Consider the following 16,378-nt stretch of genomic DNA (forward strand, 5'->3'; position numbering starts at 1 on the left):
ACAGGTACATAATTCAGTATCGTGCCGAGTCCAACCGGCAATCCGCACGGAACAAAGCAAAAGCGCTGGCCGAACATGTCGGCCAGCGCTTTTGCCTGATGACGAGCAATGCCTACGAACCGAACTTCGCCACTAACGCATCGTGGATATAGTCCAATGATTCGACGTCCGCGAATTTCATGTCCAGGTCGAACAGATTCGCCTTGTGCGCTTGCGGGCTGCGATCGCCGCACGCTTCTTCTACGAGGATGACGCGAAAATTGTGCGAGAAAGCGTCCACGGCCGATGCCCGCACACAACCCGAGGTGGAAATCCCCACCATGATCACGGTATCGATTTCGTCATAGCGTAGAAAATCTGCCAGCATGGTGCCAAAAAAGCCCGATGGCTTGTTTTTCATGACAACGCGATCGCCTGGCCGCGGCCCATATGCCTCGGGCCATTCATCGGCCCTCGGGTCGGCAACGAACTGCACATCGTCTGGCTTGGCCAATTTCCAATTCCACGCGCCGCGATAAGAGGGCAAGGAACGATCATCGCGACGGGTGTAGTAAATCGGCAGACCCAACTGGCGGAATAGGGCGGTGATGCGTTCCAGCGCAGACATCAGTTCCGGCATGGCCGCACCGCAGAACGAATAAGCGGGATCCACGAACATATGCGTGGTATCGATATTCACGAGCGCCGGGCGCTTGCCTATCCCGAGGCGATTGGCGAATCCTCCTTTACGATAGGTTTCCAACTCGGCGTCCGGCACGTAACCGCGCCATTTTTCCAGCTTGTCCATCCATTACTCCTAATTGCTGTGTTTACGGTATTGCCTGGGCGTAGATCGCCGCGGTGCGCATCACTGTTGCGTGATGTTGTTCTTACGAATGACTTCGCCCCATTTTTCGGTTTCCGATTGCACCAGAGCGCGGAATTCTTCCGGCGTGCCTCCGCCAGGACGGCCCGCCATGCCGCGGATGCGTTTATCGATCTCGGGATCTTTGAGTATCTCGTTGACCGTGGCATTCAGGCGCTGCACCACTTCGGGCGGCGTGCCGGCCGGCACAAAGATGCCATTCCAGGACAACACCTCGAAATCGGGATAGCCGGCCTCGGCCATCGTCGGCACGTCAGGCAGATCGGGCATGCGTTGTTTGTCGGCTACCGCCAGCGGCCTGATGCTGCCGTCCTGCATGCTTGGTAACGCAGACAATGCGGTCTTGAAACCCGTCTGGACGTGTCCCGCAATGACGTCGGTCAAGGCTGGCGCTGCCCCTTTGTACGGCACGTGCAATAGATCGGTTCCCGTGCGCAGCTTGAACAGTTCGCCTGCCAGATGAGGAGAACTGCCAGAGCCCGTCGAGGCATAGCTCAACGCACCCGGCTTTTGTTTCGCGAGCGCTACCAACTCATCCACGGTTTTTACCGGCAGCTTGGAGGTGACGACGAGCACACTGGGCGAGGACATGAACTGCACGACGGGAATGAAGTCTTTGTTCACGTCATGATGGATGTTCTTCAGCAGACTGGCGTTGATGGCGTTGGCGATCGTTCCCAACAGCAGCGTATAGCCGTCGGCAGGCGCTTTGACGACCTCTTCCGTGGCGATGTTTCCGTTGACGCCAGGCTGGTTCTTGATGATGACCGGCTGCTTCAGCGCCGTCTGCATGTGGCCGGCAATCAGGCGAGTGATCACGTCGCTGGCCCCGCCTGGCGGGTATCCGACGACGAATGTAATGGGTTTGCTGGGATAGGAGTCCGCGTGGACGGCGGACGCGGCCGACAGCATGGTGATACTCATCGCAGCGAGAGCCACGCGTTTGAACAGAACAGTCATGTTTTCCCCTTGTACGGATTGTTCCGTGCCGGTATGGCGCTGGTGTGCGACCAGCTCGCCGTCCGGCTCTTGAAAACTGCTGCCGATCATTCTAGGGATGAGGCGAGCCAGCCTCCAGCGAGGATTTCACACTTGCAAATGAGGAAAATCGAACGCCGTGCGAGTCGTTATAGCCAGCGATTGCGGCCCGCTGCGACATTGGCGGCGCGAACCACCGCATCTTTTATGACCGACAGCACGCGGTCAGAGGTCTCGCCACGGCGGGTCACGAGCGAAAAATGCATCCGTGGGGCGTGCTCACCCAGCCGCACCTCGCGTATCGGATAACCAACAAAGGCGCGACGATCGGGCCAGGCCAGGATCGATACCCCGAGTCCTGCCGAAACCATGGCGAGAATGGCATGCGTGGAATCCATTTCCAGCGTCCCGCGGGCCGTGTTGCCCGTCGCCGCCAAGTATCGATCGATCGCCACAGCAATATTGGATCCCCGCCCATACCGGATCAGATCATGGGCCTGCAAGAGGGCGGAAGCGTTGTCCTGCGCCACGTCCTTAGGGGCGACCAGCACCATTTCTTCTTGCAAGAGCGGATACCAATCCAGCCGCTTGTTGCGTTCATCATCGGCAAACGCCACGATGGCTGCATCGATTGTGCCTTCTTTCAGGCCGTTCAACAGGTCATGACTCGTATCCCGGACGGGCCTGACCGTGAGGCGCGGGCTGTGCTCGCGCAGATATCGCATGGCCTCAGGCAGGATATGCGCTTGCATGCTTTCAATCGCGCCCAGCGAAACGCAGCCTTCGATAACGGAGGACCCGCGGCGCCGCAATGATTCCATTTGCTCCATTGTGCCGCTGATCAGGCCTGCGACTTCATGCGCCAGGGCGGTGGGCTTGATCGTCGATGCGCTGCGATCAAACAACGGCTGTCCATAGTATTCCTCGAGCCGCTTCATCTGCAGGCTCACCGTACTGGGCGACAGATTGATCTCTAGCGCCGCACGGGCAAAACTGCCGTACTTGATGACAGCATTCAAGGTAGCGAAGAAGGCCAGATTCATCCGTTGCTCCGAGAAAGCCCTGCGTTGATGCAGAACAGGAGAGGGCGCAGCCCTGCGACTGCAGGACGGCTATCCGCCGAGTGCTGCGGTCAAGGTCTTGGCCGCACGTCGCAACACGGGAATGTGAGTCTTGCGAAAACGATGCGCCGGCATGGTCAGTGTCAAGGCACCGGCGAGTTCTCCACCTGGGTAGAACACTGGTGCGGATATTCCAGCCAGGTCACTAGAGCGATCGCTGACCGGCAGGCTCATGTAGCCATCCTGTCGAATGCGCTCGTAGTGAGCGCCCGGCGCACCGGAAAACGCCTGTAACACGTGTCCGCCTGTGCCTTTGTCCAGCGGCAGCAGATCACCCGCCCGGCTTTGATCCGATAACGGTTGAGGCGAATTGACACGATAGAGCAGCAGACGCTGATCGCCCTGACGCACATGAAAGGACGCGCTTTCCAGCGTTTGTTCAACCAGCGAACGCAGGGTGGGCAGCACCACGTCTTGCAGGCTGAACGAGGCGGCGTACACGCGATGCAGCTGTGCGGTAGCCGGCCCCAGCGTATAGCGGGCATCGGCATGACGCTGGACAAACCCGGCATGGATGAGGGACGCCAAGAGTCGTAGAACCGTGCTGGGCACCAGTCCCACCCGGTCGCTGAGCTCACGCAATGTCAGCCCTGTGTCTTCTGCTCGAAATGCGGTCAGAACGGCCAAGGCACGATCAACCGCAGCCACGCCGCCTTCGGCGACTTGAGCAGGATCGGGTTCGCGGACGGGGTAGCGTGGCATGGCGTAGCGATGCCCGTCCTTGACAATCAAGGGACGGAAATCATATTCTATTTAAAAGAAATTAATTCTATTAGATAAAATTCAATAATTCAAGCGGTATTAACGGCATTACCTATTTCCGACGATTTTCATCCTTTTATCCCTGGAGCATTCACCCTCATGCCTGATCCTCACGACTATCCCTTGGGCCTGCGTCAACCGACCGGACGTAACGCCGCGCTGCGGCAGCAAATCTCTGCGCCAGAGGTATTGGTGGCCCCGGGAGCTTACGATTGCGTCGGGGCGCGTTTGATCGAGCAGGCAGGCTTTCAGGCGCTGTATCTCACGGGCTCGGGCATGTCCATGTCAGCACTCGGCGCGCCCGATGTGGGCCTGATGTCCTTTTCCGAGGTCCTGGATCGCGCAGCGCGCGTGGCGGATGTGGTGTCCATTCCGGTGATTGTCGATGCGGACACGGGTTACGGTGGACCATTGAACGTGATCCGTACCGTACGTGCTTTCGAACGAGCGGGTATCTCGGGCATACAGATCGAGGATCAATCCTGGCCCAAAAAATGCGGGCACGAAGGAGGGCGTAATCTCGTTTCGACACAGGAAATGGTCGGGCGCATCAAAGCCGCCGTCGATGCCCGTATCGACCCTGATGTCGCCATCATCGCCCGTACCGACGCACGCAGCGACCATGGCCTGCAGGCCGCGCTGGATCGTGCGGCACGCTACGTAGAGGCCGGCGCTGATGTCATCTTTGTCGAGAGCCCGGAAAACGAACAGGAGCTGGCCGAGGTCGCCCGCAGCGTCAGCGCACCCGTATTGGCTAATATGGTGGAAGGCGGGCGCACGCCTATCGTGCCTGCGGCGCGCTTGCGCGAGCTGGGTTTTGCCATGGCAATCTATCCCAATGCCATTACGCGTTGTTTTACGTATGCAGGGACAGAGATGTTACGGGGCTTGGCCGCCACGGGTACAACGGCAGGTTCGGCCGAGCGAATGCTGTCGCATCGGCAATTGTGGTCGCTATTCGAATACGAGAAATGGACAGCGACGGAAGAACGGCTGAAGGTTCAGGTCGAGGCCTGAAGCGACGGCGCGGCCTAGGGCCTGTTAACACTAATTGTGCGCATCTCGTGTTCGATCAACGCGGCCTGCGGGCCGTGGAGCCCACAGCATCGCAAGTGAGGCGCGTCCTGTCCAAGGCCGATGGCGCGGCGCACCGCCGCGATGGAGTCGGAGCTGTAACGATCAGTGCGAGGTCTTAGCGTGCACCAGGAAGCGCAGCTCGTCTATCAACCCGAACCGCTGGTGCTTGTGAAGCACGCAGGTGACGATGCGTTCTTCTTCTCTGATCGGCACGGCGACCACGTCCGTGCGGCGCAGCGTGGCGACGTGGCCGGCTTTGGCCAGATCCACACCCATGCCGGCGGCGATACCGAACGAGGAGAATGAATGCGAACTGCTAAGGCCGCACCTTGGCAGAGATGCCGCCAAACGTGCCCAACGCGACGCCAGCCACGATCAGCCCGGTTGCAAGCAAGAGAATCGCGTCGGGCCGTTCGCCCAGCAAGACGCTGGAACCCAGCAACCCCACCACCGGCACGCCAAGCAACGCCATCGACGTGACGGAAGCTGGCAAGCCACGGTTCACGGTGTTCATGGCCCAGTACGCCAGCACCGTGCCGATCAGGCTGCTGTAGCCCAATAGCGCTACCAACTCCATGGACCATGGGATGGGTGGCGTGCCCTCGATGAAGAAGGCGAGCGCAAGTTGCGTGACTCCAGCGAGCAGCGTCTGCCACGGCAGCAACTGAAAGGGTGGCGTGATCCATCGATGTGCGCGCCCATAGACGATGCAGGCCGCCCAACATGCAGCGGCCAGCAGGATCAACCCGTGTCCCAGCAGCACGTCGTTGTTCGTCCAGTCGACGGCCGCGGGCTGCAACAGCACCACCAGCCCCGCCACACCCAGGAACAGACCTGCCCCGCGCCGAACGGTAAACGCCTCGCCCAGAAAGATGCGCGCGGCAGGCAGTACCCACAGCGGCGTGGTGTACGCCAAGACCACCGAGCGGCCCGCAGGCAGGTACTGCAGGCCGATGCTCGCCAGAACCGAGAAGGCCACCATGTGCAGCAACCCCACGCTCAGGATCACCGGCACATCACCTCTCACCGGGATGGTCAGCCGGCCTGAAGCCAAGCAAAGCGCCCAGAGCGCAACGCACGCAGGCACCATGCGCAACGCCGTCGCCCAGATCGGCGGCAAGTAGTGCAACACGGCTTTGCCAACGGTCCAGTTGATGCCCCAGGCGCCAATCACGACGGCGAGAAGCAGGATGGCGGTGCGACGGGGCAAGGCGTTGGCAGGCATGACGAAGGAGATGGAAAGGGGTTCGGCAGGGACACAAGATAAGCCGATTTCCCTCGCGCCGGTAGCGATCCTTCTCTACACTGGGTGTAAATTAGTTTCATGCCATGGATATTCATCAGCTACCTCCCCTGACTGCCATCAAGGCCTTTACAGCTGCCGCGCAGGCAGGCAGCGTCGTTGCCGCAGCGGACAAACTCAACGTCACGCACAGCGCCGTGAGTCACCAGATTCGTCTCATCGAATCGTGGCTTGGCTGTAAGTTATTTGATCGCCATGCGTCGGGGGTCACGCTGACCGAGGCCGGCAAGCGGCTGTTCGCGTCGACAGCGAAGGCGTTGGACGACATGAGCAGGGTATGCGTCGAAATTCGTGGACAGCGACCCTCCACTGCCTTGACCCTCGCGTGCCCTGGCAGCTTCATGATGCAGTGGCTGATTCCTCGACTCGACAGCCTCGAAGCGCAGCATCCGGATATCGCGCTGAACCTGCAGGTAGGCACTGACGTGGGCCGGTTGCGTGCGGGGCATGTCGATGCGCTGATCTATTGCGGCCGGGATACCCATTCCAGGGATGTGAACGAGCAGCTTCTTGCCGACAACGATATCGGGCCGATCTGCACTCCCGCGCAAGCGACCACGCTGGCAGCGCCGCAAACCCTGATGTCGACTCCCTTGCTGGCTACCAACTCCTATCCTGCCGCGTGGGATATCTGGGCGAAAGCCAGTGACCTCGACGTCGCACAACTGAAGCCCCAGCGCTCTTTCGGCCAGCTAATCTACATGATCCAGGCCACCATTGCGGGATTGGGGGTCGGCATTGCTCCGTCCGTGCTGGTGCAGGAAGAAATCGAACAGGGGCGCATCGCCGCACCGTTGGGGTTCGTGAGCAGCGGCGATCGCATCTCGCTGTGCGTGCTCAAGCGACGCGCCCAGGAGCCGGCGATCCTGTCGCTGGGTGCCTGGCTAGCAGGTCTCCTCGTGGTGCGAAAGGATGCGCTCCTGTCGCCGTCCAGTTCGCTGAGACAGGCGGAACGCCACGGATTGAAAGCACGGGTCGCGAAGCGAAGTTCCAAGCATCCCGTCGGATGAGCCTCATTCCTTCACTGTGCCTTGTCGCTGCGCGACGTGTTGACATGGTTCAGGAGCGGATCTCTTCCGCTAGAGTCTGTTAACACATACGAAGTCCGTCAGCGATCAGCGCGAAGCTGATGAAGCCAAGGAACATCACGTCGAGCTTTTCGAAGCGCGAGAAGATGCGGCGGAAACCTTTGAGCCTGCGGAACTGGCGCTCGACTTCGTTGCGGCGCTTGTACATCTCGCGGTCGTACTCCCACGGTTCGACCCTGGTCTTCAATGGCGGAACAACTGGGATGAAGCCCAGGTCGAGCGCCAGTTGCCTGGTCTCGTTGCCCTCGTAGGCGCGATCCATCAGCAAATGAAGCGGCCGGTTCGGCGCGCTCAACCGGCCGAGCAGCGCCCGGCCCTCGGGAGCGTCGTGCGCTTGCCCGGGCGACAACGAGAACGTTATAGCCGTGCGAGCATCCGCGGCAACCATATGAATCTTGGTATTCCATCCGCCTCGGGACTTTCCGATGGCTTGCAGACCGTTTTTTTTAGCGCCCCGGTTCCATCCGGATGCACCTTGATGCTGGTGCTGTCCAGCGACACGGCTTCGATCTTGATGCGCACAACCTGTGACTGTTGCAGTTCCTCGAACACCCGGTCCATGACGCCGGACTTGGACCAACGGTTCATCCGCGTGTAGATGGTGTGCCAGTTACCGAACCGCTTGGGCAGGCCGCGCCACTTGCAGCCGTGCTCTGCGACGTACAGGATCGCATTCAACACGTCCAGATTGGACAGGCTGACGTTGCCCCGCTGGGTGGGCAGGCAATGCTCGATCTGGGCGAATTGCGAAGGCGTGATCTCCATGCATGGACTTTCTCGCAGCACACATCGTCGTGTCAAATAGTGTTAACACGCCCTAGTCGACTACTTGTTGATTGTCGAACCGGAGTCTTCCGTGTATTGAGCTTATCCGCATACGTGTGCAGGGACAAGGAACTGAGGCTGCAGTTTCGTTTGAGCCGCTGGTTCTTCGTATTTCCTGTATGACGCCTTGCCTGGGCGTTGTTTCATTCCGCCTGTAGTTGTCGTAATACCAGGATGGAGTGTTGCAAGGTGTCTTCTTTTTCGAAACTCCCGCGCTTGTTGAACCTGCGCACTCGGCCGTCTGAGGGATCTGCGGCGACCGACGCCTCACGAGAGAGGCCAGATCCACCAGAGACACCACCAGGACAACGCCGCGGCGACATCCCGTTACAGGCTCGTCGGCAGGCAACGGCCCAGGGGGCCAAGCAAGCCGAGCGTGCCGATGGGCCAAAGCAGGGGGGACAAGAAAAAGCTGCCCCGCGGGATTCCTCCAGCAAGGCATCCTGGCTCCGCCGCAAATTGGGTGACACGAGGGTTGAAATCATGACGCCCGCGGGAGGGAAGTCTTTTCGTCCCCTGCAGGGACAGGCCCGTGTCCCTGCGTTTACCAAGGCGTCCGGCGAATCCCAACCCTCCACAGGAGATGACGTGGCGATCAAGCCGCGCAATGCAGGCCTCGGGGGCAAAGACGCGTATGTGCGCCGGGCTTTGACGGCGCGCACCGCGGCGCCCGGAAATGCCCCTGCAGGTGGGCCCTGTATCTTCTTGGATCGAACGGCATTGCCCGGATACCTCGCAAGCCAGTTTCCTGAGACACGATCCACGTCGCAAGACCATGCTTTAGTGTCCGACTTGATGCATCTGGGTGCGCCGGCGCGCGCGCCGGAGATCCAGCGGGCGGTGTTGGTGGCGCAGGCCTTGCAAGCCGCGGACATCCAGGACATGGATGAGGCGAAGAATGTGCTGGATGTGTTGAAGAATCTGGACTTCGACAAGTTAAGCATGTCCGGACAGGGCGCGCGGGGCGATGCGTCGTTGTCCGACTATTCGAAAGCCTGGCGCGCTGCATACACCTTATCGCGTACCTCGACCGGCTACGAGGCACTATTGCATATGCAGACCCAAGCAGCGATGGCGCAAGGAACGATCGCGGGCACTGCTCAGCCGAGCGCGGATTCGCTCCCGACCTCCAAGCCGGCTGCGCAGCGCATGATGCTGCAGGCGCTCGATCATCTGAATCAGACTTATCCACGTGCGCGAGCCGGGGCATCACGGCCCGCGGCGGTACTGGAGCGGGCGAAAGAGGGAGCGAAAGTCTCTCCCACGCTGGCGTTGGCTGCCTACGAGGCGGCCTTGCTTGTCTCACGAGGTGGCAAGGATGCGCTGAGCGCTCGGCAAAAAGGCGATTATTTTGCCTGGCGGCAGAATTTCCGCGACGACAGCCCCGGCTCGGCTCTGGCCATGACGCGCAACCGCTTGCACAAGTTCATGGGCAAGACTATGCCCCGAGCGGGTGAAAACCGCCTCAAGACGTTTGTTCCACGTCTGTTTGGCACGCATCGCTCTCCCATGTCGGCCTTGCGTGGCGGAACCCAAGACATCACGCAGCGCACGATCGCCCAGATGGACAAGCTGGAACATGAATTGCATGATGCGTCGGCCGCATTGCTGACGCACTTGCAGCCAGGGATGATTCTGGGCAATCCAGAACCCGAAAAAGCCTTGGTGGAGTTGGCCGCAATCCATGTGTGGATTGAGCAAGGCGGCTTTGCCAAAGACACGCCCAATCGTAAAGAACGCAGCAAGATCAAGGACAAGGCCGTGGCGTTGCGCGACCAACTGTTGCGCGAGCAAGCGAATCACCGCGTACGTATCCCGATCGGCCTTCTGAGCACGGCGCGCTCATGGACCAGCGCCAGCCACCTCCATGCTTCGTTTTCTGGATTGCGAAAGCAAAGCTGGGATGCCGATTCGGTCGCCGCGTGGGTTCAGGGACGCGGACCGGAGGATGGAGAGCTCGGCAATGCGTTGAACACCTGGAGCAATACCTTTAAGACCTATCAGACAACGAGGCTGCCAGCGCCAGAGGCAGATCAAGTGCACGATAGGTTCTTGCAGGTTGTAGACAATTTCCCGCCAGGTGGCAGATTGCGTCTTTTTGACGGAAACGAATTCGGCGGCAGCACGCGAGGTTTGTCGGCCAACCTAAGCGGCTTGACAAGCGCTTTGTCAGGTATCCCGCTGGGGCCGCGTCTGGATTTGCGTGCCGAGCGTCGGCGCGATGCGGTGTTCGAGTTGGGGCGCGGTATCGCCGGAACTGAATTTTTCTTCGGCACGTCGAATACGGTTTCCCACCAGGAAGGGGCTGGCCTCCTTGTCGGTTATGGCCTGGGAGTAGGAGATAGTCTGGGCGTGCGGGCCGGGGCTAATATTGACGCGGTGTTTTATGGCCATCAGCAAGCCAACATTCGCGGTGTTTCGATCCGAGTGCCGCGGCGTCTCAAGGAAGATGGAACTGGCTACAACGATGCCGGTTTGCATAAGAAACAACTCCAGGTTGCCGAGTATCTGCGCAGCGCCGCCGCGCCAACAGGCGACAAGCGCAGCTCTGCGGATACGTGGAACCAGTTGGCCTCCCATTTCTTTGAAGAGCCGGATATTTCCATCGGCTGGACCGAGGCCGTGGATCGTAACAGGCGGCACGGCGGTTCCGCCGATGTAGGGGCAGGCGTAACGTTTCCGATGGCATCATTAAATGCCATGGCGACGCCGCTGGGAGTGCAAGGCGAGTGGGTCAATCGTCAACGCGATGCAAAGGACTCCGGGGGCAGATACCAGTACGAGCAGCATCGTTTCGGCCAGGGATGGAAGATGTCTGGCAATGCTGGCGTCAGATTTGGCACGTTAGGGCAGATTGACGCGGATTCGCAAGGCCGTCATGCCACGGTTCGTACTCAGGCGGTGGGCCTAGGCGTGACATTGCCGCTGCTTGACCGAAGGGGCGAGGCTAAATTCAATCTTGTACGGGACGATGGCCGGCTGATACACCGCGCTTGCATCATGGACTGCGAGTACACGTCGCTGAACGCCTTTCGGGATTCGTTGAAGCAAAATCAAGACGAATGGGTACGCTTTTTTGCGATTGGCGAGTTGTCGAAAGAGCAAGGACAACCCAGTGCGCAGGCACGAGTCGCCGCCACGACGCGCGGCCTCGCAGAGCTCGAGAAGGTCAGGGCCAGAATTGACTCAGCCGAGGCCAGGAATCAAGTCTATTTTCTACGGCATCGCCTGCGTGAAGCGGTGGCCAAGCAGATCGATGTCATGGAGGCTCAGATCGCCCAAAAAGGCGCGGGCGCGAGCGACGAGGACCGCGCCGCGGTTGACGCTGCCATTACATCACTGCTGACAACGCCCGAGTCGTGGATGCCTGTCGACCTGAAACTCAAATACGTGGTCAGCAATGGCGGCCCGAAGCGTCTCGGCATACGCGCCGCACTGCATCTGAACACCATCACCGAGGTGGTAGGCGAGCATGACGGCGTTAACGCGAAAATAGGGTTCAAGGCCCTGGATGCCATTGACCATGGCGACTATGAGGAGGGGTTGTACAACAAGGGTCTGCCTCCTTCTCAGACGCGGCCAGAGGCAAGAGCCTAACCCACAATTGTTTGACATTCATTCACCCATGGCGGTCTGCCGCCGCTAGAAAGGGTCCACTGTACATTTCAGCACAGGAGGTTATATGGCATTGCCGATCAAAGGGGCGAGTTCCTTTATATCCAATGTGGCCAGGCAGGCGAGTCAGGTCGCCACCAAAGCCACCCAGGGAGCGAAGCAGTTGATGGGGCAGACGTCTGCAACTCCCGCGTCGCAGTCTGTTCCAGGGTTGCAGCGTAGGCCAGCTATGCGCGCGAAGGGGAGCCCTCTAGCGCCTCGCCACGCGAGTCTTGAAAAAATGGCCGCAGCGCGTCAGGAAATGGCTGCAGCCACTCAAGAAATGAAAAGCTTGAGCAGCGATCTCGCCTCGATGAAGGCGAAGCTTCAGGGTCTTGACAACGCAAAGCCAGCTGGCGATGCCGAGGCGAAGGCCCCGCATGATGCTGCTGGTGGGCTCGCCGGAAAGGATTTTCAAGATCCTGTCATGAAGCAGATGGCAGATCAACAACAAAAAATGCAGGAAACGAATATGCAGATGGCGATGCTGCAGCAACAAGCCTCAACACAGAACATGATTACGTCATCCCAGACAGAGATGGTCAACTCGTCAATCCACACTGCCCAGAGCATGATAGCGGCGGCCGTGAAAACCGCTAACGAGGGTGCCGACGATATTAAAAGCTCGGCCTGATATCAACGGCTGGTGCAATTTTCTCCGGCATGAAAGGTCACTTTTATTGACCGGCGGATATCAGTCCATGTCCATCATGCGCTTCATTTCCTGCAGTAATCCCGTGGGTACCAGCAGATGCTGGATCTGCGGGATGATCGTGCTGATGAGCAATGCCAGCATCAGGAGCGTGACAGCCCCTTTGACGGGTTGACTCAGATTTGAAAGACCCAGTTGACCCGCTGCCCGGTTGAGCAGGCCGAAGCTGAATTCAATCAAAATCAATACCAGCAGTACCGGCGCGCCAAATTTCACGATGCCCGTCATCAGGCCGTTAATCTGACTGAGTACGAACGGGCTGCTGGCATTGCCGAGTTGAGGCAAGTTGGAGAACAAGGGCCATAACTGGTACGACTGGAAAACGACGCCTAGAAAGAAAAGCATCCCGCCCGTGGTGTAGAAGATCACAGTTACCAGATGCAGCAAAAATTGCGAAATAGGCGTACTTTGCTCGCCGCTCAACGGGTTCTTGGTCTGGACATCGTTATAGCCCGTCAGCATATCGAGCAGGGCGCCCACACTGGACGCGATCCAAAATACCTGGGCGCTGGCAAAGCCGATCAACAACCCAATGACAGCCTCTTTTATCGCCAGGACGGCCAGATCCAGTATCGCCAGCGTCTGCATTGCCTCAACTGGGGTGCCCACGGCCACGAAAATGGATAGCAAGCCGACCAGGCTATTGCGCAAATAGCCGGTAAGAAAAGTGTCGCCCAACGGCGGAAAGATATAAAACGCGGTCAGAAAACGTAGGCTGGCCAGCACGCACAAGGTGAAAAAACCTTGTATTGTGGGTAGATACGTGGCTAGCAGCGCAATGAGCTGATTAGATGATTCGTTCATGCCGGATCTTCCGCCGCGTCTTGCCGGCGCCCGGCGATCAGGCGCGCCACCGCGGCTTCGCCTGCGTCTTCTTCCTCGATTTCCATATGGAGCGCCGCCTGATCGCGCAGCATTTCCTTTATGCGTTCATCGAAGTAGTCAATGCGCTGATCGTTGCGCATGACCTCCCGTTTCGCGACAAGCACTGCCTCTTCCAATGGAGGAACACGATTCTGCGCGTTGTCTGCCATCTGCCGAGCTTGCTGGGCCGTGTGTTGCAACGTTTCATTGCGCAACGCCATGGCGCGTTGAGCCATTAGCGTGAAAGCGTCGTGAACCAGCGTTTGCAATTCTTGTTCGCCTTGCAAATAGACCTCTTGGCATTGTTGCGCTCGTGCGGCCGCCTCGGTTGCCGCCTGCCGGGCCTGATCCAGCTGTTGCGTCGCCTCTGCCAGTGCCTCCTGCAAGGCCTGAGCGCGTCGGCGACGGACTGCTACCAGAGCGCGTAAAGCGCGCAGACGCGGGCTCATTGGGCGATCTCCTCCAATTGGAGCAGGATCTCATCGAATCCTTCGAGACCGGTTCGCGATTGGTTCAAAAAGGCGCGTATGGCGTCGATGTTTGCAATGGCGGCATCGGCCGCCGGATCGCTGCCTTCGCGGTAATCACCCACTTGAAGCAGGATTTCAACCTCGTCATACTTGGCAAGCATATTGCGAAAACGATTGGCGGCTTCGACATGATGTTCGGGCACCACCAGCGTCATCACCCGCGACAGACTGGCCAGGACATCGATGGCCGGATATTGGTTTTTGGCGGCTATTTTGCGTGACAGGATCATGTGGCCGTCCAGAATGCCGCGCACTTCTTCGGCAATCGGGTCACCGCCGCTGTCGTCTTCAGCCAGCACGGTGTAAAGCGCAGTGATGGAGCCTGTGCTTCCCATGCCGCTACGCTCCAGCAGACGAGGCAGCTCGGCAAATACAGAGGGGGGAAAGCCGCGCCGTGCTGGCGGCTCGCCAGCCGCCAGGCCAATCTCGCGCAGGGCCCGTCCGAAGCGGGTCAGCGAATCCATCATCAGCAGCACACGCTGGCCCTGGTCGCGAAAATATTCAGCGATCGCCGTGGCGATATGAGCCGCTTTGGCACGCTCGATACTGGAGCGGTCCGAGGTCGCGCATACGACTACCGACCGGGCCATGCCGTCCTCGCCCAATATTTGCTCGATGAATTCGCGCACTTCACGGCCGCGTTCACCAATAAGTGCGATGACACTGATGTCGCATTGCGCGCCACGCGCCAACATCCCCATCAAGGTACTTTTGCCTACGCCTGCGGGCGCGAAGATGCCCATGCGCTGACCCTCGCCCAGTGTCATCAGGCCATCGATGATTTTTACGCCGGTGGGCAAGGGCTTTTCGATCATGGCGCGCTGCATGGGGTCGGGTGGGTCGGCATAAGCCGGCCGCGTTTCGCCGCATTCCAGGGGCCCCATTCCGTCAATCGGATCACCCAGGCCATTCAACACGCGGCCCAATAGCGCCGGTCCCACGGGCACAGATAGGGGTTTGCCGGTGGCGCGCACTTGTGTGTGCTCATTGATGCCCGACAGGGTTCCAAAGGGAGAGAGTATGGTGCCTTGTTTTCCGAATCCGACAACCTCGGCACGTTGAAGCAACTCGCCATTCGGGCTCAATAGTTCACAGACTTCACCTATATGGGGATCTATGCCGCGGGCCTTGACTAGGGTGCCGATAATTTCGTAGACCCGTCCTGTACGGACAATGGTCTGTTCCTGATTGAATTCTCGCTCCAGCGCGTGCGCGAAACGCTGGAAGGTACCGTCGACAATATCGTTCATGGCTTAGGGTCCATCTGCTGGCAATGCGTTGGTGGCGTCATTTTCTTCCCTCAACATGTCCAGCGCAGCCCGATGCACGGCCTGCCGAAGCGCCGTGATCTGCGTATCCAGGCTGGCATCGACGACACCCTCGTCGGACTCGAAACGACAGGTTCCGGTGGGCACTGCGTTGCTGGCAATGATTTCGATGCTCAGGCCCTGGCTCATCTGGGGCAGCACGGAGGCGACAGCGCGCTCTGCCTGTTCCCGCTCAGCCTCGTGTACGTACATGGTCAGTAGCGGCACATCTTTGACCAACTTGGAAATGGTGCGCAGGCTGCGCCGAAACAGGCTGCTGCGGTCTTCTTCATCCACCAGGCGCGTTACCGCCGCCGAGACCAGCTGTGATAGCCGTTCGCTCTGCCTTTCCAGCACGCGCTTGTGGTTCGCCGCAATTTCCAGCGCCTGGCTGGCCCAGCGTGCCGCGGCTTCCTGCATGCCACGGTCTAACCCCGCCTGGTAGGCGCTGTCCAATTGACGCTGAGCCTGGTCCAGCATCTGATCGGCCTCGGTCTGGGCTGCCTCGCGGATCTGGCTAGCCTGCAGCTCAGCCTCGGCGACCAGCCGTTCGTGGGTTTCCTGGGCTTCGCGCAGGATCTGCTCGGTGTGCGTCAGCCGCGCGAAATCGTCTGCGGGCAGGATGCCATCGCCGATATCGACAGCGATCGAGTCATGGAGTCGCCAAACAGCCATTCGTGTTCCGGGAAAAGGGCAGGGATGTCGTCCAGCATGAGACGTATCCCTTCGTGGACTTGAATGTGGGTATCGGGGGCATCGGCTGGCGGTATTGCCAGACTCAGCCAATCCAGGAGGTCCTGGCTATGCCATCCGGTGATGTTATCCACCCAGTGGCGGGCGCCCAGGAGAATCAATCCCTGGGAGCGAATTTCATCAAGGCTCAACGGCCCTCGATGAGCTTGCGGCAAAGATGGGCAAGCCAATAGGCGGGCATAAGCGGATTGTCCTATGCGCTCGACCAGAGCGCCGCGTTGGGGATTGGCAATACACAGACGCACGCGGTCGCGCTGGGTCCATAGCGCGGCAACCGCCAGCATGCGGTGAATTTCCGCTTTCGGCAGCAGAACAATGCGATGCGCCAGTACCGAGAATGCACCAGGGTCGGGCCAATTCAGCCGGTAGACCTGCCGCAACATGCGTGAAAGCATGGTGGTTTCCAGTCTGGCCATCTCCAGGCCCAGCTCTAACCGGGCCCGCTCCAGCCAGCTGGAATCCATGTGTTCAACGAGGTGCGCGGATTTGTGGCGGATTGCCTGCAGCAAGGCACGCAAGGGGTCCCGCATTCCGTCCAT

16 protein-coding genes are annotated in these 16,378 nt (G+C 59.5%); 4 read left to right on the forward strand and 12 right to left on the reverse strand.

Annotated features, from left to right (window positions below; translation table 11 throughout):
• Nucleotides 1-112 precede the first annotated feature (112 nt).
• The 4 genes from ACNA0I_RS05440 to ACNA0I_RS05455 form a co-directional block, all read right to left on the reverse strand.
• Nucleotides 113-787 (reverse strand): isochorismatase family protein, encoded by a 675-nt coding sequence (locus tag ACNA0I_RS05440; RefSeq protein WP_415805048.1) that lies wholly within the window; start codon nucleotides 785-787, stop codon nucleotides 113-115.
• Nucleotides 788-847: 60 nt separating this feature from the next.
• A complete protein-coding gene (locus tag ACNA0I_RS05445) occupies nucleotides 848-1,915 on the reverse strand; it encodes a Bug family tripartite tricarboxylate transporter substrate binding protein (RefSeq protein ID WP_415805049.1) in 1,068 nt (355 codons plus the stop codon).
• Nucleotides 1,916-1,992: 77 nt separating this feature from the next.
• On the reverse strand, nucleotides 1,993-2,886 hold the full coding sequence (locus tag ACNA0I_RS05450; protein WP_415805050.1) for a LysR family transcriptional regulator: 894 nt from the start codon (nucleotides 2,884-2,886) through the stop codon (nucleotides 1,993-1,995).
• 69 nt (nucleotides 2,887-2,955) lie between these two features.
• A complete protein-coding gene (locus ACNA0I_RS05455) occupies nucleotides 2,956-3,666 on the reverse strand; it encodes an IclR family transcriptional regulator (protein ID WP_415805275.1) in 711 nt (236 codons plus the stop codon).
• A 159-nt stretch (nucleotides 3,667-3,825) separates the two neighbouring features.
• Between ACNA0I_RS05455 and ACNA0I_RS05460 the strand changes: the two genes are divergently transcribed.
• On the forward strand, nucleotides 3,826-4,743 hold the full coding sequence (locus tag ACNA0I_RS05460) for an isocitrate lyase/PEP mutase family protein (protein WP_415805051.1): 918 nt from the start codon (nucleotides 3,826-3,828) through the stop codon (nucleotides 4,741-4,743).
• 162 nt (nucleotides 4,744-4,905) lie between these two features.
• On the opposite strand, the gene ACNA0I_RS05465 is transcribed toward ACNA0I_RS05460, so the two are convergent.
• Nucleotides 4,906-5,073, reverse strand: coding sequence for a hypothetical protein (locus tag ACNA0I_RS05465; RefSeq protein ID WP_415805052.1), 168 nt, complete (start codon nucleotides 5,071-5,073; stop codon nucleotides 4,906-4,908).
• A gap of 46 nt (nucleotides 5,074-5,119) precedes the next feature.
• On the reverse strand, nucleotides 5,120-6,028 hold the full coding sequence (locus ACNA0I_RS05470) for a DMT family transporter (RefSeq protein WP_415805053.1): 909 nt from the start codon (nucleotides 6,026-6,028) through the stop codon (nucleotides 5,120-5,122).
• Nucleotides 6,029-6,132: 104 nt separating this feature from the next.
• Here ACNA0I_RS05470 and ACNA0I_RS05475 point away from each other — a divergent pair, with 104 nt between their 5' ends.
• Nucleotides 6,133-7,116 carry a LysR substrate-binding domain-containing protein gene (locus tag ACNA0I_RS05475; protein ID WP_415805054.1) on the forward strand — a complete coding sequence of 328 codons (984 nt, stop codon included), beginning with the start codon at nucleotides 6,133-6,135 and terminating at the stop codon, nucleotides 7,114-7,116.
• 79 nt (nucleotides 7,117-7,195) lie between these two features.
• Here ACNA0I_RS05475 and ACNA0I_RS05480 read toward each other — a convergent pair.
• Nucleotides 7,196-7,959 (reverse strand): IS5 family transposase gene (locus tag ACNA0I_RS05480; RefSeq protein ID WP_415805055.1). Its coding sequence is split into 2 segments (ribosomal slippage): nucleotides 7,196-7,644 and nucleotides 7,644-7,959, totalling 765 coding nucleotides; the frame shifts between segments, so codons are not numbered across the junction.
• A gap of 648 nt (nucleotides 7,960-8,607) precedes the next feature.
• On the opposite strand from ACNA0I_RS05480, the gene ACNA0I_RS05485 reads away from it, so the two are divergent.
• Entirely contained in the window at nucleotides 8,608-11,616 is a 3,009-nt protein-coding gene (locus tag ACNA0I_RS05485) for a hypothetical protein (RefSeq protein ID WP_415805056.1), read from the forward strand.
• Nucleotides 11,617-11,701: 85 nt separating this feature from the next.
• On the forward strand, nucleotides 11,702-12,307 hold the full coding sequence (locus tag ACNA0I_RS05490) for a hypothetical protein (protein ID WP_415805057.1): 606 nt from the start codon (nucleotides 11,702-11,704) through the stop codon (nucleotides 12,305-12,307).
• 60 nt (nucleotides 12,308-12,367) lie between these two features.
• On the opposite strand, the gene sctT is transcribed toward ACNA0I_RS05490, so the two are convergent.
• Genes sctT through ACNA0I_RS05515 form a run of 5 tightly spaced genes read right to left on the reverse strand, consistent with a single transcriptional unit; the run spans nucleotide 12,368 to nucleotide 16,378 of the window.
• On the reverse strand, nucleotides 12,368-13,189 hold the full coding sequence (sctT, locus tag ACNA0I_RS05495) for a type III secretion system export apparatus subunit SctT (RefSeq protein WP_415805058.1): 822 nt from the start codon (nucleotides 13,187-13,189) through the stop codon (nucleotides 12,368-12,370).
• Complete coding sequence (locus tag ACNA0I_RS05500; RefSeq protein ID WP_415805059.1) at nucleotides 13,186-13,698, reverse strand: hypothetical protein; 513 nt, start codon at nucleotides 13,696-13,698, stop codon at nucleotides 13,186-13,188. Before ACNA0I_RS05500 ends, sctT begins: the two co-directional genes overlap by 4 nt.
• Nucleotides 13,695-15,029 (reverse strand): type III secretion system ATPase SctN, encoded by a 1,335-nt coding sequence (gene sctN / locus ACNA0I_RS05505; protein ID WP_415805060.1) that lies wholly within the window; start codon nucleotides 15,027-15,029, stop codon nucleotides 13,695-13,697. The genes ACNA0I_RS05500 and sctN overlap by 4 nt, the downstream gene beginning before the upstream one ends.
• 3 nt (nucleotides 15,030-15,032) lie before the next feature.
• The gene (locus ACNA0I_RS05510) at nucleotides 15,033-15,761 is read right to left on the reverse strand and encodes a FliH/SctL family protein (protein ID WP_415805061.1); all 729 of its coding nucleotides are present in this window, start codon (nucleotides 15,759-15,761) and stop codon (nucleotides 15,033-15,035) included.
• A complete protein-coding gene (locus ACNA0I_RS05515; protein WP_415805062.1) occupies nucleotides 15,680-16,378 on the reverse strand; it encodes a type III secretion protein HrpB4 in 699 nt (232 codons plus the stop codon). Before ACNA0I_RS05515 ends, ACNA0I_RS05510 begins: the two co-directional genes overlap by 82 nt.

The organism is Bordetella muralis (assembly GCF_965139205.1).
GTDB classification, from domain to species: Bacteria; Pseudomonadota; Gammaproteobacteria; order Burkholderiales; family Burkholderiaceae_B; genus Bordetella_A; species Bordetella_A muralis.

Excerpts from the sequence above, each read along its gene's own strand:
- ACNA0I_RS05510 (WP_415805061.1), bottom strand. The coding sequence starts at position 15,761 with ATGGCTGTTTGGCGACTCCATGACTCGATCGCTGTCGATATCGGCGAT.
- ACNA0I_RS05450 (WP_415805050.1), bottom strand. The coding sequence starts at position 2,886 with ATGAATCTGGCCTTCTTCGCTACCTTGAATGCTGTCATCAAGTACGGC.
- ACNA0I_RS05475 (WP_415805054.1), top strand. The coding sequence starts at position 6,133 with ATGGATATTCATCAGCTACCTCCCCTGACTGCCATCAAGGCCTTTACA.
- ACNA0I_RS05515 (WP_415805062.1), bottom strand. The coding sequence starts at position 16,378 with ATGGACGGAATGCGGGACCCCTTGCGTGCCTTGCTGCAGGCAATCCGC.
- ACNA0I_RS05500 (WP_415805059.1), bottom strand. The coding sequence starts at position 13,698 with ATGAGCCCGCGTCTGCGCGCTTTACGCGCTCTGGTAGCAGTCCGTCGC.
- ACNA0I_RS05460 (WP_415805051.1), top strand. The coding sequence starts at position 3,826 with ATGCCTGATCCTCACGACTATCCCTTGGGCCTGCGTCAACCGACCGGA.
- ACNA0I_RS05470 (WP_415805053.1), bottom strand. The coding sequence starts at position 6,028 with ATGCCTGCCAACGCCTTGCCCCGTCGCACCGCCATCCTGCTTCTCGCC.
- sctT (WP_415805058.1), bottom strand. The coding sequence starts at position 13,189 with ATGAACGAATCATCTAATCAGCTCATTGCGCTGCTAGCCACGTATCTA.
- ACNA0I_RS05490 (WP_415805057.1), top strand. The coding sequence starts at position 11,702 with ATGGCATTGCCGATCAAAGGGGCGAGTTCCTTTATATCCAATGTGGCC.
- ACNA0I_RS05445 (WP_415805049.1), bottom strand. The coding sequence starts at position 1,915 with ATGATCGGCAGCAGTTTTCAAGAGCCGGACGGCGAGCTGGTCGCACAC.
- ACNA0I_RS05440 (WP_415805048.1), bottom strand. The coding sequence starts at position 787 with ATGGACAAGCTGGAAAAATGGCGCGGTTACGTGCCGGACGCCGAGTTG.
- ACNA0I_RS05455 (WP_415805275.1), bottom strand. The coding sequence starts at position 3,666 with ATGCCACGCTACCCCGTCCGCGAACCCGATCCTGCTCAAGTCGCCGAA.
- sctN (WP_415805060.1), bottom strand. The coding sequence starts at position 15,029 with ATGAACGATATTGTCGACGGTACCTTCCAGCGTTTCGCGCACGCGCTG.